The sequence below is a fragment of the Enterococcus rivorum genome, from assembly GCF_001742285.1.
Taxonomy (GTDB): Bacteria; Bacillota; Bacilli; order Lactobacillales; family Enterococcaceae; genus Enterococcus_L; species Enterococcus_L rivorum.
This window is the reverse complement of the sequence record NZ_MIEK01000023.1, coordinates 128,444-153,355: the sequence shown is the minus strand read 5'-3', so window position 1 is coordinate 153,355 and position 24,912 is coordinate 128,444. Positions and strand designations below refer to the sequence as shown.

Genomic DNA, 24,912 nt, shown 5'->3' with positions numbered 1-24,912 from the left:
AATCTTTTTTTGTTAGCGTTCGTTTCTTTGCTACAATAATTATTAAGGAGGAATCATCATGACTAAACCAATCATTTATCTTCAAGAGCATCTAAATGCAGATCACATGAAAGAAATCCAGCGACTCGCCCCTGATTATCAAATTATCGATGGCAGAAACAATGAAACAACATTTGATGCAAACGCTATTCATATTATATTAGGATATGACAAATCCTTGATAGATGATTTACTTGCATCTTCAGCCAGTCAGTTACAATGGATTCAAGCCACTTCAGCTGGAATCGATTATTTTGACCTTAAGAAAATAAATAAAAAGCAGATTCTGCTTTCAAATGCTAGCGGCATTCATAGCACCTCCATAACCGAACACATATTAGGTGTCCTCTTAGCTGAATTTCGTGGTATCCGTTCCAGTATTCTTAATCAGGAGAAAAAAGAATGGCATCAAGTTGATACACCTTATTCCCAATTATCTGGCAAAAAAATGCTAATTGTCGGAACCGGAAAAATTGGACAACATCTAGGAAAAGCTTCCTCTGGGCTTGGTATTAAAGCATACGGCATCAATACCTCTGGACATGCTACCGAAGGATTTATAGAGTGTTACTCACAAAAAAATATGGTTAAAATCATTCCAGACATGGATATTATTGTCAATATTTTACCTTTAACAGATCAAACGTATCATTTGTTTAACCAGCAAATATTTTTAGCGTTTAAGCCACAATCTGTATTTATTAATGTTGGAAGAGGAGCTACTGTAAAGACTAATGATTTAATAGTCGCTCTAAAAAATGGTCATATTTCTTTCGCTGCTTTAGACGTATTTGAAGAAGAGCCTCTAGCAAAGAAGAGTCCTTTGTGGGAAATGCCTAATGTTTTAGTTACACCTCACCTTTCAGGATTAACGCCTCAATTCCGATCAAAATTAGCAACTATTTTTCTACCAAATTTAAAAAATTTTATTAGCGAGGGTACTTTAATAAAAAATCAAGTGTCATTAACTAAAGGATATTAATAATAAAGAGCACCTGAAAAAACTATTTTCAGGTACTCTTTATTTCTTATTTTTGATCGGCGTCTGTTTCTTTCACGATGTAGATTGGGCGTCTCTTGGTTTCCATAAATATTTTACCAATATATTTACCGATGATTCCTAAACATAATAACTGTAGCCCGCCTACAAAAAGAAAAATACAAACTAAAGAGGGCCAACCACTTGTTGGATCTCCTTTAACTAACGTTCTAAAAATGATCACTAGCATCGCAATAACTGAGCCTATACAAGAAAAAGCCCCTACGTAAGACGCAAAATTTAAAGGTGTTTCCGAAAAATTAACAATTCCATCTATTGAGTAGCTCAGCAAGCTCCAAAAGGACCATGACGTTTCTCCAGCAATTCGTTCCCTGTTCTCATAAGGTAAATACTCCGTTTTAAACCCTACCCAACTAAATATCCCTTTAGAGAAACGATTGTATTCTGACAATTCTAAGATAGCATCCACCATTTGTCGAGTCATCAGCCGAAAATCTCTTGCTCCATCAACCATTTCAGTTTCACCTATCCGGTTCACTAATTTGTAAAAGAGTCTTGCGAAGAAGCTTCGAATTGCTGGTTCTCCTTCTCGATCAACTCGCCTAGTTCCAACACAATCTAGATCACTCGTTTCTACCATTTCAATCATCTCAGGTAAAAGCTCTGGTGGGTCTTGCAAATCAACGTCCATAACCGTGATAAAATCGCCTTTGGCTTCTTTTAAACCTGCATATAGTCCCGCTTCTTTCCCAAAGTTTCGAGAAAAAGAAATATAGCGAACCTTTTCAGGATTTTCTTTATGTAACGCTCTTAATACATCTAACGTCTGATCTTTTGATCCATCATTAATAAATATGTACTCTACTCGTTGCTTTATTTGACCACTAATTTTTTCGACTTCCTTGAAAAATAACGGAATCGATTCCTCTTCATTATAACAAGGGACGACAATTGACAACATATATATATTCCTCCAAATTATTTCTTCTTTTAAGATTATATCATATTCTGATACTAGAGTATCAATATAAGATAAAAATCCCCTATTTCAATCTTCAAAAAAATAGACTAAGTCTATCAAACACTACCTGACAGGCCCAGTCTATCTTTATACAGTATTACTATTCTACCAAATCTTCTTGATTTCTTTCAAAAATATATTTAGGTTCCGAAGTTTTTTCATCATAATCTACAGTCAAATCATATCCTTTAAAAAACCAATCATCGGTCTCTTCAATAAAATAAGGAATCCCGTCTAGGACTTCTTTGATTAACGGATTGCTTGGCGACTCCACAGACATTCCGATTGAGAATCCATCGTGTACATCTGTTTTCCCATAGATTTTCCCATAAAAACGAATCCCATTCTCAGGTAATACGCCTACTTCTTCTTTAAACCATTGTTGTGCTTTAGATGTAATAATTAATTTCATTTGTATTCCTCCTACTCCATTTTTATTGTAGCATAGAGTAGAAATTTTATTGCATCTGGTGCTTACTCATTCATTTTCTCATCTAGTAAATCAACATCATCTGTTTCGCCAATTACTAACAGATTATCATTTTCTCTCACAATTTCTTCTGCTGCTGGAGAAGCAATAACTTCTGTTTTTGAACGTCGAATAGCAACGACTGTCAAACCATATTTTTGTCTGAAATTTAATTCTCCTAACGTTTTCCCATAAAACTTTGGATTTGACACGTGAACTTCAGCTAAAGAGAACTTATTGGATAATTCAATGTAATCTAAAATATTTCGTGAAACTAATTTATGGGCAATTCTAACGCCCATATCTCGTTCAGGATGAACGACTAAATCCGCACCAATTTTTTCTAACACTCTTGCATGGTATTCATTAACTGCTTTAGCTACAACATTTGGCACACCCATTTCTTTAACCATGAGAGTCACTAAAATACTCGCTTGGATATCCTCTCCAATTGCAATGACAACATGATCAAAATTTCGAATACCTAACGAACGTAGTGTCATTTCATCTTGAGCATTTGCTACAACCGCATGTGTTGCAATATTCATGTATTCATTTACTCGGTCTTCGCTGCTGTCAATTGCTAAAACCTCTTGTCCTGATTCCATTAATGTTTGACAAATACTTCCACCAAATCGTCCCAAACCAATAATTACAAAATTTTGCTTCATTTTCTTTTATAGTCTCCTGTCTTCATTTAGTAAAAGTATACCAAATATAGTTATGTATGCCTAGAAGCAGCTGATTTTCTTCAAGCTTTCTAAGGACTTCGTTTCCTATAAAAAAAGCAATCTCTGTTAAGTGATTGCTAAATAGCTTATTTGGCTAGTCCATGTTGAAAGGCGTAGATGGTTGCTTGTGTTCGATCTTCTACATCTAGCTTAGCAAGAATGTTAGAAACATGTGTTTTTACAGTTTTCAATGTGATAAATAATTCATCCGCAATTTCTTGATTACTTCTTCCTTGAGCAATCAGCATTAAAATTTCATGTTCACGATTTGTTAAGTCCTCATGTAATACAGGTTCTTGTTTCTTAGTTAAGCGCTCCATCATTTTAGTCGTTACTTCTGGTTCTAGCACTCGTTCGCCTTTATAAGTAGCTCGGATTGCATTAGCGATTTCATGAGCAGTAGATGTCTTTAATAAATACCCCGCTGCGCCAGCTTCAATTGCTGGATAAACTTTCTCATCATCGATAAAGCTTGTTACGATAATAATCCTTGCTTCTGGCCATTCTTTTAGAATTAATTTAGTTGATTCAATCCCATCCATCTCGTCCATGACTAAATCCATCAAAATAACATCTGGTCTTATTTCCAATGCTTTTTCGTACCCAATCCGACCATTTTCAGCTTCCCCTACTACCTCAATGTCATCTTGAATAGATAAATAAGATGAAACCCCTAACCGAACCATTTCATGATCATCCACTAAGATTACTTTGATCATCCACTAACTCCTCCTTTATCACAGGCACTTTAATTTCTACGCTCGTTCCTTGACCTTTAAAACTAATAATTTTGATCGTTCCACCCATTCCAGCAACACGTTCACGAATATTATTCAAGCCATAACTTCCAGCTTTATTTTCACTTTCCTTCATATCAAAACCAACACCATCATCGACTAAACGCATTAAAACGTTGTTATCTACCTGATGTAAATAGACCTCTAACTCCTTTGCTTTCGCATGTCTTAATGTGTTTGAAAGGAGCTCTTGAACAATTCTGAACAAATGATCTTCAATACTACTATTCAAATGAACATCTTCAACATCCCAAGTCAGCTCTATTTTGATTTTTGTTTGTAATTCTTTTAATAATTGTTCAATCCCCTTACGCAAGCTTTTTCCTTCCAGGCTTACAGGTCTTAAGTGTAACAATAATGCCCGCATTTCAGATTGTGATGCATTGATTATATCTGCAACCATTGCAAGCTGCTTCCGAAAAATTTCTGGTGTTTCCCCTTTTTGCGCTTGTTCATTCAAAGCAGAGAGCATCATCATTGCTGCAAAGAGCTGCTGACTAACGGAATCATGTAATTCTCTAGCCAAACGATGTCTTTCGCCCTCTAAAATCTCTTCTTTTGTTTCACCGTCCATTATTTGTGGGCGACTATTCAATAATTGAAGTTCTTTAGACATTTCTAATAATTTACGACTAATTGATACGATATCTTGGTCTACTTCACCGATGTATTGATCACTATTATTATAAAAAACAGCTTTTCTGATCGCTTGACTTTCATAATTCCCGGTAGCAAGTAAACGAAGTTTTTCTTCAATTTTACCATATTGTGATTTTTGTACAATAGAAAGCAAGATAAAGGTAAATATCCCAACAAAAAAAGAAATCACTAAAATATGGAAGATCAAAGGAATGTAAAATACTTTCCTTTGAATCAATTCCATAAGCCAGTTTTTTTGTTTAATTGAATAAAAGTAAGAAAATAAAGTAACAACCATTACAATAAAAGTAATTAATGATGCGTAAAGGGCAAGCATTTGACGAGATATTTTTCCAATCATACGCGAATCACCTCTACATCTCCAAGTAAAGAATTCGTGATAATTTTCAAACGACGATTGTTTGTATCAAAATCATTACTATAAAGTTTTAAAGATTCATTTTTCAAGTGATATTTTTCATCTTCAAAACGAACATTTCCATAAAAAGTGGAATGCTCTAAGACAACTGCAACGCCCATAGGAACTAAAACTCTCGTGCGACCGAAGCCTTTGCGAATGATAATGATACTATCATTTTTAGGAAGCAGGGTGTTTCCAAGGTCAATGATCGTATCCCCTGAAAGGATATCAATATTTATATCATCCCATTCATAAATATTACTTCCTATTCTTTCATTTGCAAACCAAGGACGTTTAAATCGACGGCCATTTTTTGGTTCTTTGTTACATGTTTCTACCATAATCATTTGCTTTTTACGCCACGGTGCTCGCTGTGTAATATCTACGCCAGATATCTCTACACCTTTGATACCAATAAACAATACCGCAAAAATCAACATAATCCATATAGCTGAGCTATTTATCACACTTACAACAATAAATATAACACCTAAAACCAATTGAAAATTGTTAAAGTTACTACGATGTACTTTTTTGCTTACGTATAGAGTACTAAGAATACCCACTACCAATAAAACTGCCAGGCCTGGGTTATGTAAAATCTGCCATAGTGCAAAAATAAATAGAATGGCTTCTACTACAATGAAAAACCTCCATGGATTATTCATCTCCATCCCCCTCTCTCTATCAACAAGTATACCTATGTTATATTCTTAATGTTAGTCTCTAAAGGCTCATTTTTCCATAGGACTTTAGCCCTAACTTTGAGTTTTACTAGCAAAACGAGGACGGGACAATCGTCCTATCCTCGCAAACACTCACAACAGTTTCAATATCATTCTAGATAATTTCTTAGCTAACTTTTGTAATCTTAACTTTCATATCTCCACCAGGAGTATTAATTGTTACTTCTTCTCCTAATTGTTTCCCAATAATCGCTTGGGCAATTGGTGAGTCATTAGATATTTTCCCTGAAAAGGGATCAGCTTCTGCACTCCCGACAATTGTGTACTCTTCTTCTTCACCATCTGGTAATTCTATAAAAGTTACTGTTTTACCAATTGAAACCTCATCTTTATCAACACCATCATTATCAATAATTTGGGCAAAACGAATCATATTTTCTAATGTTGTAATTCTACCTTCAACAAAAGCTTGTTCGTCCTTCGCAGATTCGTACTCTGAGTTTTCTGATAAATCGCCAAAACTCCTCGCAATTTTTATGCGTTCAACGATTTCTTTACGTTTCACTGTTTTTAATTCTTCTAGTTCTTGTTCTAATTTGTCTTTACCTTCGAGGGTCATCGGAAATACTTTTTCTACCATGTTAATTTCTCCTTTTAAATACTACAATTAATTTTTTTTATTTTCAAAATACGCTTTCAATCCAGAAAAGAGTACCACTCTTTAAGTGAATTGTAAATAAATTTCCCTTATTTTTTTTCTTTTTATAAAAATATGTAATACTTATCAGTTGGGGCAAAGCGTTTAACTCTGAAAAGTATGAAAAGCGAAACGAGCCTTGCCTAATTTAAGTAGGTTGGCTCGTGAACATATCGCTTAAAAAACTATTCAGATTTTTCTTTATTTACATATTTCTCTACCAATTCGTTATGCTCTTCATACGTTTCAGCAAAATAAACTTTTCCTGTTGAGATATCTGCAACAAAGTATTTGTAATTATTTGGCTCTGGATTTAAAACAGCATTGATAGATTGCTCACTCGGACTACAGAACGGTCCTGGACCATAGCCAGTATTTTTGTATAAATTATAAGGTGAATCTACTTCTAAATCTTTATACGTTACTAATTCTTTGTGCTCGCCTATTGCATATAAGATAGAAATATCTGATTGAAGAGGCATATTTTCTGCTATCCGATTAAAGAATACTTGAGCAATTTTTTTACGATCTTCTTCTTTAACTCCTTCTTTTTCAACTAAAGAAGCTAATGATAAAACTTGTTGATTCGTCATTCCTTTCGCGTGAATGATTGGAATGTATTGCTGCATCACATTATTCGTCTTTGCAATCATTTGTTCCACAAAATCTTCCAGTTTAATGCCTTTATAATAGTCATAAGTAGCTGGGAATAAGTAGCCTTCTAAACGGTAGCGGACTCCTTCAGCACTTGCTGCACTTCCTAATAAATCAGGGTATTTCTGGTTCATTGTATTAAAGAAAGCTTCATTTTTCATTAACTCTATAAACTGTTCTTTTTTTAACTCGGTATTTTTTTGGATAGCATCCCCGATTTTTTCAATATCAAAGCCTTCTGGGATTGTCAATTTAGCATCTGCCATTTGAGTTGGTTCAGCCGTTCCGCCTTCTCTCAATGTTGCGCCAATTTCATCTAGCGTCATACTTGGGGAGATTTGATAATAGCCAGCTTGAAAATCTGTCAGATTATTAAACTTTGCATAGTAATTGAAAACCATCCCACTCTTGATGACCTTACTTTCTTCTAAAATATTCGCAATTTTTTTGTTAGAAGAGCCTTCTGGAATGTGAACTTGAATATAGCCTTTCTCTTTTACATCCAAAGGTTTTAAACCTGCATTCACGTATCTGTAAAAAGTAAAACCAAAGATAAGCATAACTAAAACTAACACTGAAATAACTAAGATAACAATTCTGCTAACCATTCGATCTTCACGTTTTCTTTTTTGCTTTCGTTTACTTGCATCATCTTTAGCCGGTTCCTCAGTTACAGAAGGAACAGTCTGTTTCTTTGCAGTAGAACTATCAGTTACTCTACGTGAACCTACACTTTCTGATTCGGCATAGGAATTGGGCGTTACTGTTTTTTTCGTATATAATTGCTCATTATCAGGAGTGTCTGATAACCCACTCTGTTCTTTAGTATTCTCTGCCTCTAAATCATGGGATAAATTCTGATTTCTATTTTCTGAGGAAGCTGAATGACCCTCACCTATATCTTCTCCACGTAAAGAACGCAATACTTGTTCTTTAAAAGAAGATGAAGAGTGATCTTGATTATTTTGGTTTTCGTCTGCCAAAACAAATCCTCCTTACTTTCTTCAAGTATCATATATATAACTTTAACCATTATACATGAAAGCTTTTCAAATTTAAACTTTTTTAGAAAAAAGAAGATAACTTAAAGGATTCTTTTACATTTCATGCTCTATTTTGGCCTGAATCAGCTCTTTTAGTGTCATTCGAAACAACATCCTGTTTATAATTATTTTACAGAGCAAAAATAAGAAAGAGAGATTTCTCCTAATAAGTATAGAAGAAACCTCTAAATTATATTAAAATTTATTCTGCACTTAAAGCAGCCATTGTAATATAGTTATATGGTTGGTTAAAGTGTGGCAAGAAGAAAATATCCAATAATTTTAGTTTATCAATCGTTACTTTTTCTCCAATCGCTAATGAAAACATGTGAATCCCCATCGAAATGTCTTCATAGGATGCCATTTGCGCACCCACTACCCGACGAGAACCTTCTTCATAAACGATTCTGATTTTAACATTGTTATTTTCTTTCATAAAGCCAGGTCTTTGTAAATCTTCAAATTCTGTATGTTTTACTTTTAAACCAGCTTTCGTAGCTTCTTTAACTGTTAGTCCAGTTGAAACCATATGATAACCAAAAATAGAAATACCATTAGAGCCTTGAACACCAATTGATTCTAGTGGCGTTCCCCCTACGTTATGTGCTGCGACAATTCCTGAACGAACAGCATTCGTTGCTAAAGCAATATAGGTTGTTGCTTGTAATGCATTTGAATAAATCGTTGCACAATCACCAATCGCATAAACGTCAGGATCACTTGTTTGTTGATGACTATCAACTAGATACGCACCATTTCCAAACAATTTTAGATGGTCTTTCCCTAACTCATTATTAGGTCTGAAGCCAATTGCGTTTAAGACTAAATCAACTGGATACTCGCCTTTATTTGTTACTAAGGCTTCAACTTTGTCTGTTCCTTTATAGGCGGTAGCAGTTTCACCATAATGTAATTCCACCCCATTATCAGAAAGAACTCTGTCCATATCATCTGTGAACCATTTATCATAGTAATTTGGCAATGAATTTTCTGCCGCATCAAACAATAGGACATTTTTACCACGACGTTTAGCTGCTTCTGCAATTTCTACACCAATGTAACCCGCACCAATAACGGCAACATTTTGAACATCCTCTTGTGCCATTGAAGCATCAACAGATTGTCCATCTTGGAAAAGTTTCAAGAATTCAACATTTTTCAAATCTTTTCCAGGAATATTTGGAGCAATTGGCGCTGAACCTGTCGCCAAAATTAATTTATCATAGTTTTCAGTAAATTCTTCTCCGTTATTTTTCTTACAATAAATAACTTTTGCATTAAAGTCTATACGAACAACACTTGTTTCCATATAAATTTTTGCCCCTTTTGCTTCAAAGGCTTCCTTATTCGTATAGAAGAGATTCTCGTATGAATCAATTTGGCGCCCAATCCATAACGCTGTTCCACAACCTAAATAACTTAAATTTGTATTCCGATCAATCATTACCACTTCTTGGTTTGGATAAGTATCCAATAACGTATTTGCTGCTGCAATTCCCGCATGATTAGTTCCTACAATAACTGTTTTACTCATGTTAACGCTCCTTTGTGATTTATTTAACTATCATTATAACCTAAAGTAAGGGGTTTCTTTTCTCAATTTATCAATATAAACGGGAAAAAATTGAGAATTTATGATTATTCTTCTTTGGAATATTAAAATCATCAAAATTTTACTATTTTTTTCTAAAAATTGATTGCATTTCATTTTAAATAACGGGTAAAATAGATTAGTAACATTTAGGAGGAGAGAAGAAAATGAAATTTAAGAAGTTAGTTTTAGGAATCACTTTAAGTTTATTGGTATTTTCACTAGTAGCTTGTGGCTCTGACCCACGTAAAGAATTTGTTGAAGCGATGTATTCAACAGATATGTCAGATTATAATGCTGCTAAATTTGATATGAAAATTAAAGATTTAACTTATAATGGTGATCAAGGAAACGCTACAGTAAGAATGGTTGCGAATCAACTAAAAGATATGAAGATTAACGGAACCTATGCTTTTGATGAGAAGGCTGAAGCAGCAGAAATGGAAGTAAATCTTAATTTATTAGGTGAAAAAATTCCTTTACAGCTAGTTGGTAAAAAAGATACGTTTTATATGTCAACTAGCTTTGTATCAGGCCTGGCAGACCTGGCAACAGCCTTTGGCACACCGATTGAGCTTAATAAAAATGATTTAGCAAAGCTTAAGGATAAATACATTGATATTGCTGAAACGGGAAGCACTCTTTCATCTGAAAAATCTGATGCAGAAAAAAATTCTTTTAAAGAGGCTTTCTCAGTTGATACTATAAAGAACAAAAAATACAATGATGACCTGAAAAAGCTAGTTGAAAGTTTTGATAAAAATTCTTTCAAAAAGGATAAAGACACGTTAAGTCACACATTTACTAAAGAGGAATTTATTAAAATCATAGATTTCATGAACAAAAATCTAAAAGAGGATAAAAAAGCTAAAAAAGCGGGCTTGGATAAACAATTGACTGAAACTACCCAAGCACTCAAAAAAGATATTGATAAATTGGAAATGAACGTAAGCATTAACGAAAAAACGAAAAAAACAGACTTGGAAGTTACTTTCGGCATGAAAAACCCTGAGAACAAAAACAATAATATGTCGATCGTTTTGGCGCTATCAATGACCCCTCAAAAGAACAAGAATCAAATCAAATTACCTGATAAAAAAGATATTATTACCCAAAACGAATTAACAAAGATTATGAATGAAATTTCTGGTGCAACTACTTCTGACGTAAATGATACTAAGGAAACCAGTGAACTAGATTACAGTAATGATGAGGAAGTTCAAGCACTTATAGAGGAGCAACTAGATACAATCATCGAAGAGATTAATAACAATGCTGGAAACTTAGATGCAGCTAAAGCAGAACAAATTCGCAAAAACTTTGAACCAGTTTTAAACGCTGAACAAATGAAAAAAATAAATGAAGCTCTAGATAAAGCGTTAGTGAAATAGTGATAAAAAATGGAAGAGGATGGGACAAAACTAAAAATCAGTTTTGTTCCATCCTCTTCCATTTTATTATCGTTGTCCCTTTGCTACCTATATATTTCTTAATCATTATAGCTTTTGATATCTAGACAACCGTGGCACAGAGTTCTAATTGATCTGCAGCAATATTTTCTAGTCAGTATCCTCAGTCATTTTTTTATTGTCTCATCCGTCTTAGGTAAGACAAATCGGTAATAATTATCTATTTTTTGATTAATAACTTCTAAATTTTTTTCTAAGGCTGACAAGGTCATTTGAATGGTATCTCTTTCTTCTGTTAACAATTCTTTTCTTGTCTCAACGGTATTTTCACCTAATAGAGATAACTAAACGTACCAAGAACGTTAATATCAAAGCATTCTCTAGACTCTTGATCCGTTACTTCTTCAAGTGCCCCTGCCCTCATATACCCTGCATTGTTAACCAAAACGTCTATTTTCTGGAATTTATCAATCCCCATTGAAATCACTTTTTGAATTTCTTGTTCGATTGTTAATGATAAATGAACTGGCAAAAATTGATTACTTTCATTTCAAAACTGTTTGATTATTCTTTATTTATTTCTACTTGTCATAATCACATAATGTCCGTTCTCAAGTAAAGACTTGACCAGATTTGCGCCAATTCCTTTTGAGCTACCTATCACTAACCATACTGTTTTATTCATCCTTCTTTCCCTCTTCCTCTTTTTTAGGTACGAATTCAGTATAGACTATGAAGTTAGATATAATGCAACCCCTGTAGACCACATTTAAATTGTTCGGTTTTCAAAAAGACACTTTTAAAAAAAACTTCATCAAAAATGATTCTTTTCAGCCCTGCAATAATTCTGTTTTTCCCTTTTCTTTCAAGTAAAGATAAGGTACTTCACTGTAATCATGATAGGAGTAGTTCAATTTATTTCCAAGTTCAGGAACTACTTTTTCTACTAGTTGATTCATCTGTTTTAAGCTTGATATCATTTCGGTGACAGACAAGCCACTGTACGTGCTCATTAAAAGCTGTTTTTCTTCTTGATTTAATAAGGCAATTATCTGGTGGTGTTGCTTCCCATAACTGCGATTAAAACCATAGAATAAGGCCGTTTTCCAAGTAAGTAATCGAATTAACTCTTCTCGGCAACTCGTTAGATACGAAAATGCCAACGTTAATTCTTCTCGAGCCAAAGCCTTTAGTACGTTTAAATTTTGCCACCAAAATTCAGCTATGCTTGCTTGAAAAATGGTTTGTGTCGGTTTCTTTATCCAATGCGTTGAATCATCTAGCACGGGTTGCTTTTTCACTCGTTGGTCCTTATCAAGAATAATCTTTGTCAACGAGTCTTCCTTGATATAAGTTTCCAATTGATCTAAACATCTAAATTGAAAATCAATCCGATTACCATCCATGTATTGAACCAAGTAGATATACCCTTCCTCTGGTAAAAAAGAAGCAGGAAATAATCCATTTTCCGGTTCTGTTAAAAGTATAATCTCTCCAAATTCTCTTAAAAAACTAGTATTTTTTTGATATTTTTGTATATCATCGGTAAAGAAAACAACATCATAATCTTTAAAAGAGTCATTTGGTATTTTTGTGTTTACTCTGGAGCCATTCATCGAAAACAGACGAATATCTTGATTTTTATTTACAAATTCAATAAATAAATCCATCATTCGATTTTCATTTTTCATAAATAAACCACCTCTCTAAAAAAATATGCTTTATTGCAGCATTTTTTGTTCTATTTAAATTTTCATAGCAAAAAAACATTTGATCCCTTTCCGAATTTAAATGGATAATTATCAAATGTTCTAGCTTTTTTATGAAGTTGGATGAATCGTTCTTGAAGCTTTGTCATTTTTAGGAAGAGGCACCCGAGCTTGCGGCTGCTACTTCTTCTTGTTTTACAAAATCAATTGCTATTACCAAAGCAATAATTATATGTTCTAATTCCGCTTCATGAATATCGACTTCAAAAGTATCTCCCCAAGTAAACCACTTTTCATTTACTGCGGCAACGACTTTACCTTTCCTTGTGACTTCAAATTTTTTATCCCACCAGTCTCCACGAACCTCTAGCCCTGCCATATCAATCTGGTAGCGAGCTTTGAAAAAAGTAAAACTTTTACTAATGGTTAGAACTTCTTTTCCATCTACTTCTACAAAGAACTTCGGTAAAAAACTAAATATCTTTTTAGTGATTTTTCCAATGGCTTTCCCTTCAACATCCTTGATAGTAAATACTTTTGGGATTGCCATGAAACTACCCTCTATAAAATATTTATCTTTCTGTAACTCATCCTTGACTGTAAATTTTCCGCCTAGACTGAAGACCTTTTGTTTAATATAAAGCTTACTCATAGTTGCTCCCCCTTTATTATTTTCATTTTTGTACTACTTAACAATTTGTTGCACTTTATCCATTGAATAAATACTCTTATATTCATTCATGGAAACAATAAATCCTTAAAATCAACCCCCACTCTGACTTCTTCCCTTGGCATCTCTATAAACTTATTTTACCATAATTGTCCCGCTACCTTACAAGTTATTATTGACAACCCTCTTACTGTGTATTACACTATAGTCAAATCTCACTACTGTGTTGTACACAATAAAGGAGGAGAAAAATGGATATTGAAGACTGGAAATCACAGCTGAAACGAGGTTCTTTAGAATTATGTATTTTAACATTATTAAAAAATAGGCCTTACTATGGCTATGAATTAATTACTGTTCTTAGTAACTGGGAAATAGTCGCTGCGAAAGAAAACACCATCTACCCTTTATTGAGGAGATTAACTAAAGAAAACTTTTTAGAAAGCTATTGGGAAGATGCAGAGAATGGACCCCGCAGAAAATATTATTGCATCACTCCATTAGGAATAAAATACTTAGTTGAAATGACCACACAATGGACTTATTTGAAATTAGCGATTACAGATATTCAAAAATACGAGGAGGAATAAAAGATGGAATTAGAAGTAAAACAATATCTTTCAACGGTCTCAACAAATTTAAATTATCTTTCTGCTACTGAAAGACGTGAAATCTTGGAAGAAATTAATAGCCATATTGAGGAAAGTCTGGCCAATCATCAATCAGTTACCGAAATTCTTAAAAATTTAGGAGATCCGGTGGCATTAGCACAAGCTTTCGCCGGAAATAATCTTTCTACAAATCAATCCTTTAACATGAAACACTTACTAAAATTATTTTCTTTCTATACAAAGACTGGATTGTCAGGAATGATTGTTCTACCTTTTCTTTCAATCCTTTCAATCACTTTATACGCTTGCGCCTATTTTGTAGTTCTGATGGGATTGATTGTGACTATTGGAACAATCCTAGGATTTTCTTTCCCACCTGTCGTATTCAATTTAGGGTTTTGGGCAGCTCCAAATATCTTAGCTTTTCCAATCACAGCTATTTTTGGTTTTTTATTTTATAAACTTAGTAAGTACTTATGGCATCTCATGAAACAGTACATTTCTAAAGTTTCTTCTAGTCATCAACTATTACAAAAAAAATAATCTTATCCTAGAATAAAATGAATTTGAGACAGAAGTCTTTTTTGGGCGAGAAATTGGATTGAAAAGCGCACCATACACTTTATGTATTGAGTAATTTTCGGGAAATTTCCGAAACCCCAGACTTTTGACCCCCGTTTATTCGGATTTAGAGGATGAAACAAAACTGATTTTTAGTTTTGTCTCATCCTCATATTCTTATATATATATTTTTTTATTAGGCTGCTAACGAATCTATTACAAAACTTCACCATTTGTTTCAATGACTTTTTTGTACCAGTAAAATGAATCTTTCGGTTTTCTTTCGAGACTGCCAACACCTGCGTCATCTTGATCAACATAGATAAAACCGTAGCGTTTACTCATTTGTGAAGTGCCACAACTAATCAAATCTATACAACCCCAAGTCGTATACCCCATTAGTTCAACCCCATCTTTCACAGCTTCCTTCATTTCTAAAATGTGTTTTCTAATGTAATCAATACGGTAATCGTCATGAATTTCTCCTGTTTCTGAGACAATATCTTTTGCTCCTAATCCGTTTTCAGCAACAAACAGTGGCAGTTCATAACGGTCATACAGCTTCAATAACGAGATACGTAACCCAATTGGATCAATCGGCCAGTCCCATTGCGATAATTCTAAATATTCATTTTTCATTGGACTATCAAAGGTTCCAGCCAATCTTGAAGCATCTTTACGGGCTTCGGTAACATGAGACATATAGTAGCTAATAGAAACAAAGTCTACCGTACCTTCTTTAAGAATTTTTTCATCCCCATCGTGAATCTCAATGTGAATTCCTTCATCTTCAAAATAACGACTCATATAAGTCGGGTAGGTTCCTCTTACTTGTACATCAGGATAAAACATATTCAATTGATTAGATTTCAACGCTTGTAATTGATCTTCTGGCTTTGTGGTTTTAGCATAAGATTCAATTTGGTTAATCATACAACCTATTTTAGCATCCGGCATTATTTCCTTCGCTGCTTTCACTACCAGTGCACTTGCTAAAAATTGATGGTGTGACGCTTGATACGCTGCTTGTAATTTGTCTCCTACTAAATCTTCCAGTATTCCGGCTCCTGTATATAAACTATTTAAATTCATATTCATTTCATTAAAAGTAATCCAATATTTCACTTTGTTTTTGTACCGATTAAATAGTACTCGAGAGTACTTTTCAAACAAAGGGATTATCTCTCTGCTAATCCAGCCATTGTATTTTTCAGTTAAGGTGATTGGCATTTCATAATGAGAAATTGTTACTAAAGGTTCTATACCATATTTTGCGCATTCCTCAAAAACAGCATCATAAAATGCTAGACCAGCTTCATTGGGTTCATCTTCTAACCCTGTTGGAAAAATTCGTACCCAAGAGATTGAGAGTCTAAAAACTTTAAATCCCATTTCAGCAAACAAAGCAATATCTTCTTTATAACGATGATAAAAATCAATGCCCCAACGCTTTGGAAAAAGATATTTTTCTGGATTATTTAAATAGTCCTTTAATTCAGTAGAATTTACATTAAAGGTAAAATTGTTTACTACTCCTTCTGCATAGGGATCTTTATAAGCTGCCATGTCAGAGGTTGATAACCCTTTGCCGTCGACATCGAATGCTCCTTCTATTTGATTTGCAGCCGTTGCTCCTCCCCATAAAAATCCTTCTTGGAATCCTGTGTTTAGTTTATTCATCTTCTTCTTCCTTTCGTTCATATCTATTCTAATTTTCAGTGATAGAAAATAAGAGACTTAATTAATGACCATTAGTAAATTATCTTCGACAGCTGTCACTCCTTGTTCTGACGTGTGAATAACGTCTAAATATTCCGAAGAATTTGTAATAACAACTGGAGATAAGAGAGCGTAACCATTCTCTTTAATCAGATTTAAATCAACTGTCAGCAAAATATCGCCAGTTCTTATAGAATCACCCGTTTGTACATATAAGTTAAACCCCACGCCATTCAACTGAACTGTATCAATTCCAATATGAATTAACATTTCTACACCTGATTCAGAGGTTAATCCCAATGCGTGTTTCGTTGGGGCTATCATCGTAACGGTTCCTTCAAAAGGAGCTCTCACGAATCCATTCGTTAGTTCTATAGTTACTCCTCTTCCCATTAATCCCTCTGCGAAGGTTTTATCTGGCGTACGTTCTAGAGGTAGCACTTCTCCAGTTAACGGAGATAAAATATTGATGGGGCGATCTCTCTTCTCAAGCCCAACATTTCCTTTCTTAGCGATAGATGGTTCCTCAGTTAGTACCATTTCATCTTTTGTTAAAAGTATGCTTAATACTAAAGCAATTATGAAGCTCAATCCTATTCCTAACAAAGCAGACATAAAATTATTTGAACCTTTTTCGATATAAGAAGGCAACGCAGTAATTCCAGGTTGTGAAAAAGCAAATGTTTTTACGGAAAAAATCCCATAAATGGCTCCCCCGACAGCTCCGCCAATTAAACTTGCATAAAATGGTTTCTTTAACTTCATGGTCACACCATAAATAGCAGGCTCCGTAATCCCAAAAATAGCTGGTAATAACGTAGAAAAAGCTAGCTGCTTCATTTTTTCATCTTTCGTTTTGAATAGTACTCCTAAAACCGCACCAGACTGAGCAAAGTTAGCCACTAAATTCATAGGCAACAGAACTAGGTCATACCCAAACTTGTCGAAACTAGCAAATGTACTTGGGAAAAATGCATAGTGCATTCCTGTGATGACAATTAATGGCATTAATCCACCTAATAGTAGACCAGCAATTGGACCTGCTATTTCGAAGAGTGTGGTAAAAAATTGCTGCAAATAGACCCCAATATAATTCCCTAGAGGAGCAATAAACATCAGCATGATAGGTGCCGTAATTAATAAACTTAAAAGAGGAACAAAAATAATTTGTAAAGATTTTGGAATGATTTTCTTTACGCCTCTATAGATATAACTCAACAACCAAACCCCTAATATAATTGGTAAGACTGATGAGGCGTAATTATTCATTGGTACATTTAAACCAATAAATTTCAGATTAGTGATCTCACCCCCCGCGGCGTATTCGATAATTTTTGGATACATCAAGACACCCGCTAATGCTACCGACAATGAAGTATCTGTCCGAAACTTTTTAGCTGCTGAAAAAGCGATTAGAAATGGTAAAAAGTGAAACGGCGCATCTGATACGAAACTTAACAGTTCATAACTCGATCCTGTATCTGAGATTAGCTTTAAACTCACTAGTAATGCCAGCATACCTTTTAGTAGACCACCACCAACGATTGCTGGTAGGATAGGGGTAAAAATACCAGATACTGTATCAAAAATATGATCTAGGATATTGCCTTTTTCTCCTTTGTTCAGTGTCTCTGTTCCATCCGCTTCCTCTCCTAGCAATAAAGCTATTTCTGCAAATACATCCGCTACCTCACTACCAATAATCACTTGATATTGCCCACTTTGAAATTGCGCGCCCATTATGCCTTCTAATTTATTTAACATTCCCAACTGAACCTTGTCTTTATTTTTAACATTGAAACGCAAACGAGTAATGCAGTGCCAGCTTAGAACAATGTTCTCTTCGCCACCTAAACCTGTAACAATCTGTTTCGCCAATTCTTTCTTATTCATTTTTATGCTCCCTTCTTTCATTTTCAACAAATAGTTTATTCTGCCAAAATAATAGAAAAAACCTAAACAAAAATCTACTTCGCCAGACTAATTCTAGTAAGCTACTGTAAATCTTTGCTTAGGTTAATGCCTTTTCTAACAGTGACACGCCTATACAACTGATTATTTATTTTCTTTTATTAAACGTTCAATATGAACCACCAAATAAACTAGCTCATCCTCTGTGATGATCCAGTGAAACTCTCTTTTCAACATTTCTTTAATTAATAAACCACAAGCATAACTTTTCATATAACGTTCTTGAATTACTTCTTTCAAAGAAGTGTCCATCGCTACCTCGAGTTGGTCTGCGGATTCTTGTCGAGCAATAAAATAACGCAAATGAGTAGTAAATCGAGAATAATTTAGTGTTGTTTTGTCTAGTGTAATGCCAAATAGCGATTGAATAATTTTTACAATATTTTTCGTTAATTGAGTGATTTGGATTGTTTCTCCCATAGTCTGCCCGTCTACTTGTGCATTCACAAAATGCAAAGCAATAAATGAGGCTTCCATCATTGGCAATTGAATTTGTAGCTCATTTGTAATAATAGTAAGAGCTTCTTTTCCAACCTCATATTCACTAAAGTAGAGATGGGGAATTTCCCATTGTAAAGGATTATCATTTTCCAAGTTAGATTCACTTCTCTCAATGGCAAAACGAATATGGTCAGCTAAAGAAAAAAGAATACTTGGGCTTAACTTCTTTTTTAAACGATTTTCTCCTAATTGAATAATCTTTTCCGTAGTTACCAACAAATCAGAAGAAATATTCTCCAACAATACCTCTGCTGGACTATTTGGTTCTGATTTAAAAACCTTTGTCACTTGTTTCATATCAACAAGTTCACCTTTTTTTCGATTAAAACCAATCCCCGTGCCAAACACAACAATTTCTTCATTTTTTTCATTTTTTGCCAAGACAATATTATTGTTTAATGTTTTTATAAGCTGTAACATCGGGACCCACTCCTATAAAAAATGCATAAAAAAACACCAACATCAAAGATAACCTACAAAGTAAAAAAACAAAGCATACTTATTTTGGTATTCTTGAGTCTGGTGATGCCTGATCGTATCAGTAACACTCCATGTATCTGCTTACAATATAGCATAGAACCTTTATGCTGTCTATCTATTTTTTGTTTTTATTCCACACCTCTTCCTAAAAGAATGCTAGAATAAATGAATAGGGTTTATTTAGTAGGATGTTAGTTTTGCTCTGTTTGTATGGAGCGTTGCTGAAAAGGAGTTTTAAAATGGAAGGTATAATTAAACGTAAAGGTGTATTATTAGCAGGTTCTGCTGCGATGATGTGGGCGTTATCAGGGATTGTTGGTCAACTATTATTTCAATCTTTTGGGGTTTCCCCTGAATGGTTAGTGACTACTCGAATGTTGTTTTCTGGTGTTTTACTCTTACTATTTGCCTCTCAATATAAAAAAATAAATATTTTTAGTCTTTTTACGTCTAAAAAAAATCGAATAGATATTTTCTTATTTGCTACTGTAGGAATGTTTGGTGTTCAATATACTTTTTTTAAAACGATCGCTGCCAGTAGTGCTGCAATTGCTACGATTTTACAATTTACTGGCCCGATTTTCATTGCTCTTTATGTGGCTCTATTGACAGGGAAAATGCCTAGTTTAAAGGTCTTAGGATTATTATTGCTAACCTTTTTAGGTGTTTTCTTGATTGTGACTCACGGTCAGTTAAATAGTTTAGCTATTTCTCCAGAAGCTTTTTTTTGGGGTATTGCTTCTGCACTTACCTTAGCTTTTTATACGATCCAACCTAGAAGTTTGTTAAACAACTATGGAACTTTATTAACCGTAGGTTGGGGGATGACTATTGGAGGGATCCTAGCCAATTTTATTCATCCTATTTGGCGAATTGATTTTATTTTAGATACTCAAAGTCTTCTATTAATCACAACAGTGATTGTTGTCGGGACGATCTTTGCTTATCTATTTTATCTTTCAAGCCTTACTTATATTACTGTAACGCTCGCAAGTATTTTAACGGCTCTTGAACCTATTTTAGCGACTATTTTTTCTATCTTAATTTTTGGGCTTCAATTATCGTTGATTGATCTAATCGGAACATTTTTAGTCCTTGGTTCGATTTTGTTTTTACAAAAATTGCTGTCCTAGTATTCCAAACAAATTTTTTTAGCGGATAAAGCCTGTGATTTCAAGGATTTATTTACAAGAGGATTTTTCTCTTATTGCACTTACACATTATTATCTATACAATTAAGGAAACGCTTCAAAAGGAGTCGATAATGATATGATAGATGCAGCTTATAAAAAATTAACAGTACTAATTGATGAGATGGAAAAAGTTATTTTAGGAAAACGGGACGTTCTTCAGATGACCATAGCTGCTTTACTAGCAGGTGGTCATGTACTTTTTGAAGATATTCCTGGTGTGGGAAAAACGTTGATGGTGAAAACCTTGGCAAAAGCGACTCACGGAAAATATAATCGGATTCAATTTACACCAGACTTGTTGCCTAATGATGTTATGGGTATTTCTGTCTACAACATGGCAACTAAAGATTTTGAATTTCGACCTGGCCCACTTTTTACCACTGTTTTGTTAGCAGATGAAATCAATCGAACCACCCCTAGAACACAATCTGCTTTATTGGAAGCTTTGTCCGAAAAGCAAATCACTGTAGATAATCATACCTATCCCTTAAATGAACATTTCTTTGTATTAGCCACGCAAAATCCTATTGATTACGAAGGAACCTACCCTTTACCAGAAGCCCAATTAGATCGGTTTCTATTTTGTCTCCAAATTGGCTACCCTGAGTTTTCTGACGAATTAAAACTCATACTGGACCAAAATGAAGCTAGATTAGATACTGTTCCACAAGTTCTAAATGCTGAGGATATTAGTCATTTGAAAGAGTTAGTAAACAATGTTCACGTAAATCCACAAGTCGCTCGCTATGCCCTTCAACTGGTTCATGCGACTAGAACACATAAAGGGATTGCACTAGGAATCAGTCCACGTGGTTCGGTAGCTTTTGTCAAAGCAGCTAAAGCTTTTGCCTTAACAGAAGGAAGAAATTTTGTTACTCCCAGCGATTTGCAAAGAATCTTACCTGCAACTTTCGGTCATCGAATTATCTTAGAAAGTGGAGCAACAACCTCTAAAGAACAAATGAATAAAATTCTTGGACAAATTCTAAAACATGTGCCGGTTCCAGTGAGGAAATGAGATGAATAACTGGAATTTTATCAAATACATTTTGATCATTATGGGCGTTTCCTCTTTCTATTTAGCAACTTTTTTTTACGCTATTATATTCGATAACACCACAGGTTGGAGCTTTTTCTTCTTTCTATCATTTTTGCTTATTCTAGATTTGATTAGTTTCATGCCTTCTTTAAAAAAAATCGACTGCGAACTGATGGAATCAAAAAGCTATGAAATTGGAATGACTAGCGATTTACCAATAGAAATTTTTTGTTATCGTCCAACTTGGTTACCCATTCCACAGTTAACAGTATACTTAGCTGAAAAAAAAGAATTGGCTCAAGAGACTATTTTACTTTATTCTGGCGACAAAAAAGAGATCACTTTTCAATGGACACCCACAAAAAGAGGCGTTTCCCAACAATTATCTGTTTCTTTCTTAGCACAAGATTTGTTTGGCTTCCTTCAAAAAAAAGGAGCTTTGCCATTAAAAGGACCGTTTGTCATTCTACCTAAAAATCAGCTGTCACTAGCTGAAAACCTCTATCATCAGCTATCAAAAATACAACCTACATTTTCTAATACTTTTGGTCAACGAGGTTTTTCAATACGAAATTTTCGGAATTATCAATCTGGAGATGCTCTAGGATTAATTGATTGGAAGCAATCCGGGAAAAGAAATGAACTAATTGTAAAAGAATACGAAACGGAAGTAGAGACATTCACTCACTTAATTTTTTGTGGCTTTGATCATGAAAAATTTGAAGAAATACTTTCTACTTACTATTCATTTATTCAATTTATTGAGAAAAAAATTGACTTTAAACAAACAATTTTAGCGGACTCCATGGCCAATGTAGCTGGTGAAAAAATATTTGCAGCGCTGACACCTACAAAAGAAGAAATCATTCTACCTAATTTTTCTAGGAAGAAGCTTGTTATTTTCGCTCCCATTCAAACAAAAAGTTTGAACAAACAATTGACAGAGTTAAAACGAACAAATGAAGTGTTCTTTGTTAGCTTTAACAAGAAACATCTTTGCCTATACTGGAATGACCAAACCATCCCAATTTCTAGCGGAGGTGGCTCTCATGAAACATAGAGTACAACAAAAAGGAATATATGCCTTTCTTACTTTTTTGATCATAGCGGTTGCCAGTCAACCTTTTCTAATTGTCTATAAACTGCAGCCCTTTTATTTTTTTGCAGCAATGATTGCAGTCTTATGTCTGATTACTGTTTTAGTGAAAAACCAGCTACTTCGTGTACCACTGTATATTTTTGCCTATTTATTTACATTGCATTACTATTTTCCATTCAAAAAATCTTTTAGTTGGTCTTGGTTTATGCTTTTTCTGGAAAATTTATTGCGTTCTTATCAACAATTACGAAACGGCGAGTTAGGCTACTTTTCTGATATCTTGGCTTTATCGCTTATCTTACTCCTACTAATATTTATGATTGTTTTATTGATTGAGTATGAACGTTGGCTTTTCAATTCTCTTTTAATTGTAAGTTACCTCTTGTTACTAGTTATCGTTAACCATATTCACTTAGGTGGGCACATTATGATTATTACAGGTGCTTTTCTCCTTTATTATCAGGCAAAAAAAGCACCACAAACCGTTCCCTTACAGAAAAAGAGAAAAGTAATGCTTCTAACTATTGCTACTATCGTTTTTGCCAGCGTTACAGCGTATTATTTTCCTCAAGTGTTTCCTAAACCAAAAAACTTTTTATTAGCTCAAACAAGTAGTATTCGAGAGTCTCTGAATAAACAAGGATTCTACCAAAAAGTGAATGGCTACGGATTGCTTAATAAGTCTAAAACTGGCTTTAGCGAAAAAGATGAACAATTAGGTGGTCCTTTAATGGACGATCCAACAGTTCTTTTCACAGCTTTACAGACCAATAGACATTATTGGCATGTCGAAACGAAAGATCGTTACACTGGGAAGGGGTGGCGAAGTCTTTCTGACAAAGAGACCATTTTTGATCCACAAGAATCTGCGATACTAATAGACCCAAACTATCAAGGAACTTTTTTGGAAGAATCGATTATTGACTTGTCATTTAAAGACCAAAGCAATTATTTACCGCAACCTTATGGAAAATTAGTGGTTCCACTTGACAATAATAAGAAAACCAGTCTGATTCCACAAAAAAATCGAGTTAATTTTGAACAACGGCCAATAAACCTCTCTTTGATTTATCAAGCGCCTGTTTATACAGAAACAGAACTGAAACAAACACAAACGAACCATTTAGAAGAACAAGAAAATAAGCAAAATACTCAAATACCGATGACTATGCCTACCCGAATTAATGAGTTAGCTACAAAACTGACCAAGCAAGAAAAAAATCAATACGATAAAGTCAAAGCTATTGAAACCTACTTACGAACAACTGGTGGATACCGCTATTCAAAAATCGATACCCCTTACACGCCTGAAGATAAGGATTATGTTGATTATTTTCTATTTGAATCGAAAATTGGCTATTGTGATAACTATTCTAGTGCTATGGTGATCTTATTGCGAACACTTGATATTCCTAGCCGTTGGGTAAAAGGTTTTGCTCCTGGAGAACGCTCCTACGATAGTGCTGCCGCAACCAACAAGTATACGATACGCAACAGCGATGCTCACTCATGGCCAGAAGTTTATTTTGAAGGATATGGTTGGATTCCTTTTGAACCGACGCCGTCCTTTACTAATCCAATTCCTTCTGGAAAAGAAACTAACAAAGAAATAGATAGTACTAGTAAAGATTCTAGCGACACGAGCGACACTTCTACCCAGTCATCGTTGAAACAAAGCACGACCCCAAGCTCTAGTAACAAGGAAATAAAATCTAAAAATGAGCCTTTAACGAAATTACTACCGATATTTAAAACTATCGGCATTTCCTTACTCGTTCTTTTATTGACAACACTCGCCTTTTATCTAAAAAGGTACTTTTTCTTACTTTATTTCAAATTGTACCGACTTGTTTTTCCTAAAAAATTTACCGAATCTTATATCATTCTGCTGAATAAAGCAGAAAAATTATTTTATCGTTGGGAAAATGAACCGCTAAACCAATATGCTATTCGTTTTGAGAAAGAATACTAAGATTTTCATGGAGCGTTTATTCAATTGACTAGCTGTTATGAGAGCATCTTGTATAGCAATAATCAACAAAATAAATCAAACTATGTAGGTTTACTGGCCCATAATGCAACATTATTAGTAAAAATTAAAAAAACTTCACAGAAAATTTGACGTAGCAAAAAAAACGAGAGACTGTTAGACTCACTTTAGT

At 34.3% G+C, this 24,912-nt stretch carries 23 protein-coding genes and 1 pseudogene; 8 read left to right on the top strand and 16 right to left on the bottom strand.

The annotated features are described in order from the left end of the window. The first annotated feature begins 58 nt into the window (after window positions 1-58). Window positions 59-1,021: a phosphoglycerate dehydrogenase gene (locus BCR26_RS09295; RefSeq protein WP_069698707.1), complete on the top strand. Its 963-nt coding sequence runs from the start codon at window positions 59-61 to the stop codon at window positions 1,019-1,021. A gap of 46 nt (window positions 1,022-1,067) precedes the next feature. Here the strand turns inward: BCR26_RS09295 and BCR26_RS09290 are convergent, their stop codons facing one another. The 9 genes from BCR26_RS09290 to nox all read right to left on the bottom strand — a co-directional run bounded on the left by BCR26_RS09290 (window position 1,068) and on the right by nox (window position 9,731). After that, the gene (locus tag BCR26_RS09290) at window positions 1,068-2,000 is read right to left on the bottom strand and encodes a glycosyltransferase family 2 protein (RefSeq protein ID WP_069698706.1); all 933 of its coding nucleotides are present in this window, start codon (window positions 1,998-2,000) and stop codon (window positions 1,068-1,070) included. A 160-nt stretch (window positions 2,001-2,160) separates the two neighbouring features. Then, complete coding sequence (locus tag BCR26_RS09285; RefSeq protein ID WP_069698705.1) at window positions 2,161-2,472, bottom strand: HesB/YadR/YfhF family protein; 312 nt, start codon at window positions 2,470-2,472, stop codon at window positions 2,161-2,163. 62 nt (window positions 2,473-2,534) lie between these two features. After that, window positions 2,535-3,200, bottom strand: coding sequence for a potassium channel family protein (locus BCR26_RS09280; protein WP_069698704.1), 666 nt, complete (start codon window positions 3,198-3,200; stop codon window positions 2,535-2,537). A gap of 146 nt (window positions 3,201-3,346) precedes the next feature. Next, entirely contained in the window at window positions 3,347-3,979 is a 633-nt protein-coding gene (locus BCR26_RS09275; protein WP_069698703.1) for a response regulator, read from the bottom strand. Next, window positions 3,954-5,057 (bottom strand): sensor histidine kinase, encoded by a 1,104-nt coding sequence (locus BCR26_RS09270; protein ID WP_069698702.1) that lies wholly within the window; start codon window positions 5,055-5,057, stop codon window positions 3,954-3,956. Before BCR26_RS09270 ends, BCR26_RS09275 begins: the two co-directional genes overlap by 26 nt. Then, window positions 5,054-5,785: a cell wall-active antibiotics response protein LiaF gene (gene liaF, locus BCR26_RS09265; RefSeq protein ID WP_069698701.1), complete on the bottom strand. Its 732-nt coding sequence runs from the start codon at window positions 5,783-5,785 to the stop codon at window positions 5,054-5,056. Before liaF ends, BCR26_RS09270 begins: the two co-directional genes overlap by 4 nt. Before the next feature lie 184 nt (window positions 5,786-5,969). Then, window positions 5,970-6,443, bottom strand: coding sequence for a transcription elongation factor GreA (greA, locus tag BCR26_RS09260; RefSeq protein ID WP_069698700.1), 474 nt, complete (start codon window positions 6,441-6,443; stop codon window positions 5,970-5,972). Window positions 6,444-6,685: 242 nt separating this feature from the next. Then, window positions 6,686-8,137 (bottom strand): endolytic transglycosylase MltG, encoded by a 1,452-nt coding sequence (gene mltG / locus BCR26_RS09255; RefSeq protein ID WP_069698699.1) that lies wholly within the window; start codon window positions 8,135-8,137, stop codon window positions 6,686-6,688. A gap of 262 nt (window positions 8,138-8,399) precedes the next feature. After that, entirely contained in the window at window positions 8,400-9,731 is a 1,332-nt protein-coding gene (nox, locus tag BCR26_RS09250) for a H2O-forming NADH oxidase (RefSeq protein WP_069698698.1), read from the bottom strand. Between the two features lie 224 nt (window positions 9,732-9,955). Between nox and BCR26_RS09245 the strand changes: the two genes are divergently transcribed. Next, window positions 9,956-11,179 carry a hypothetical protein gene (locus tag BCR26_RS09245; protein WP_069698697.1) on the top strand — a complete coding sequence of 408 codons (1,224 nt, stop codon included), beginning with the start codon at window positions 9,956-9,958 and terminating at the stop codon, window positions 11,177-11,179. Between the two features lie 185 nt (window positions 11,180-11,364). On the opposite strand, the gene BCR26_RS19115 is transcribed toward BCR26_RS09245, so the two are convergent. The 4 genes and pseudogenes from BCR26_RS19115 to BCR26_RS09230 form a co-directional block, all read right to left on the bottom strand. After that, window positions 11,365-11,499 (bottom strand): hypothetical protein, encoded by a 135-nt coding sequence (locus BCR26_RS19115; RefSeq protein ID WP_281186470.1) that lies wholly within the window; start codon window positions 11,497-11,499, stop codon window positions 11,365-11,367. A gap of 29 nt (window positions 11,500-11,528) precedes the next feature. Continuing rightward, window positions 11,529-11,732: pseudogene (locus BCR26_RS09240) on the bottom strand (SDR family NAD(P)-dependent oxidoreductase); the annotation flags it as partial. Window positions 11,733-12,027: 295 nt separating this feature from the next. Further along, window positions 12,028-12,888: an aminoglycoside 6-adenylyltransferase gene (locus BCR26_RS09235; protein WP_069698695.1), complete on the bottom strand. Its 861-nt coding sequence runs from the start codon at window positions 12,886-12,888 to the stop codon at window positions 12,028-12,030. Between the two features lie 169 nt (window positions 12,889-13,057). Continuing rightward, complete coding sequence (locus tag BCR26_RS09230; protein WP_069698694.1) at window positions 13,058-13,558, bottom strand: LURP-one-related/scramblase family protein; 501 nt, start codon at window positions 13,556-13,558, stop codon at window positions 13,058-13,060. 269 nt (window positions 13,559-13,827) lie between these two features. Between BCR26_RS09230 and BCR26_RS09225 the strand changes: the two genes are divergently transcribed. Together BCR26_RS09225 and BCR26_RS09220 are read left to right on the top strand one after the other, a co-directional pair. Then, the gene (locus BCR26_RS09225; RefSeq protein WP_069698693.1) at window positions 13,828-14,166 is read left to right on the top strand and encodes a PadR family transcriptional regulator; all 339 of its coding nucleotides are present in this window, start codon (window positions 13,828-13,830) and stop codon (window positions 14,164-14,166) included. 3 nt (window positions 14,167-14,169) lie between these two features. Next, on the top strand, window positions 14,170-14,730 hold the full coding sequence (locus BCR26_RS09220) for a DUF1700 domain-containing protein (protein WP_069698692.1): 561 nt from the start codon (window positions 14,170-14,172) through the stop codon (window positions 14,728-14,730). Window positions 14,731-14,964: 234 nt separating this feature from the next. Here BCR26_RS09220 and BCR26_RS09215 read toward each other — a convergent pair whose 3' ends face one another. The 3 genes from BCR26_RS09215 to BCR26_RS09205 form a co-directional block, all read right to left on the bottom strand. After that, complete coding sequence (locus tag BCR26_RS09215; RefSeq protein WP_069698691.1) at window positions 14,965-16,428, bottom strand: glycoside hydrolase family 1 protein; 1,464 nt, start codon at window positions 16,426-16,428, stop codon at window positions 14,965-14,967. Between the two features lie 57 nt (window positions 16,429-16,485). After that, a complete protein-coding gene (locus tag BCR26_RS09210; protein WP_069698690.1) occupies window positions 16,486-18,360 on the bottom strand; it encodes a beta-glucoside-specific PTS transporter subunit IIABC in 1,875 nt (624 codons plus the stop codon). 162 nt (window positions 18,361-18,522) lie between these two features. Then, on the bottom strand, window positions 18,523-19,359 hold the full coding sequence (locus BCR26_RS09205) for a PRD domain-containing protein (protein WP_069698689.1): 837 nt from the start codon (window positions 19,357-19,359) through the stop codon (window positions 18,523-18,525). Between the two features lie 299 nt (window positions 19,360-19,658). Here BCR26_RS09205 and BCR26_RS09200 point away from each other — a divergent pair, with 299 nt between their 5' ends. From BCR26_RS09200 to BCR26_RS09185, 4 genes are all read left to right on the top strand, one after another. Next, window positions 19,659-20,552, top strand: coding sequence for a DMT family transporter (locus BCR26_RS09200; RefSeq protein ID WP_069698688.1), 894 nt, complete (start codon window positions 19,659-19,661; stop codon window positions 20,550-20,552). A gap of 136 nt (window positions 20,553-20,688) precedes the next feature. Continuing rightward, entirely contained in the window at window positions 20,689-21,630 is a 942-nt protein-coding gene (locus tag BCR26_RS09195) for an AAA family ATPase (RefSeq protein ID WP_069698687.1), read from the top strand. Between the two features lies 1 nt (window position 21,631). Beyond that, complete coding sequence (locus BCR26_RS09190) at window positions 21,632-22,711, top strand: DUF58 domain-containing protein (protein WP_069698686.1); 1,080 nt, start codon at window positions 21,632-21,634, stop codon at window positions 22,709-22,711. Beyond that, a complete protein-coding gene (locus tag BCR26_RS09185) occupies window positions 22,701-24,722 on the top strand; it encodes a transglutaminase-like domain-containing protein (protein ID WP_069698685.1) in 2,022 nt (673 codons plus the stop codon). The genes BCR26_RS09190 and BCR26_RS09185 overlap by 11 nt, the downstream gene beginning before the upstream one ends. Window positions 24,723-24,912: the final 190 nt, after the last annotated feature.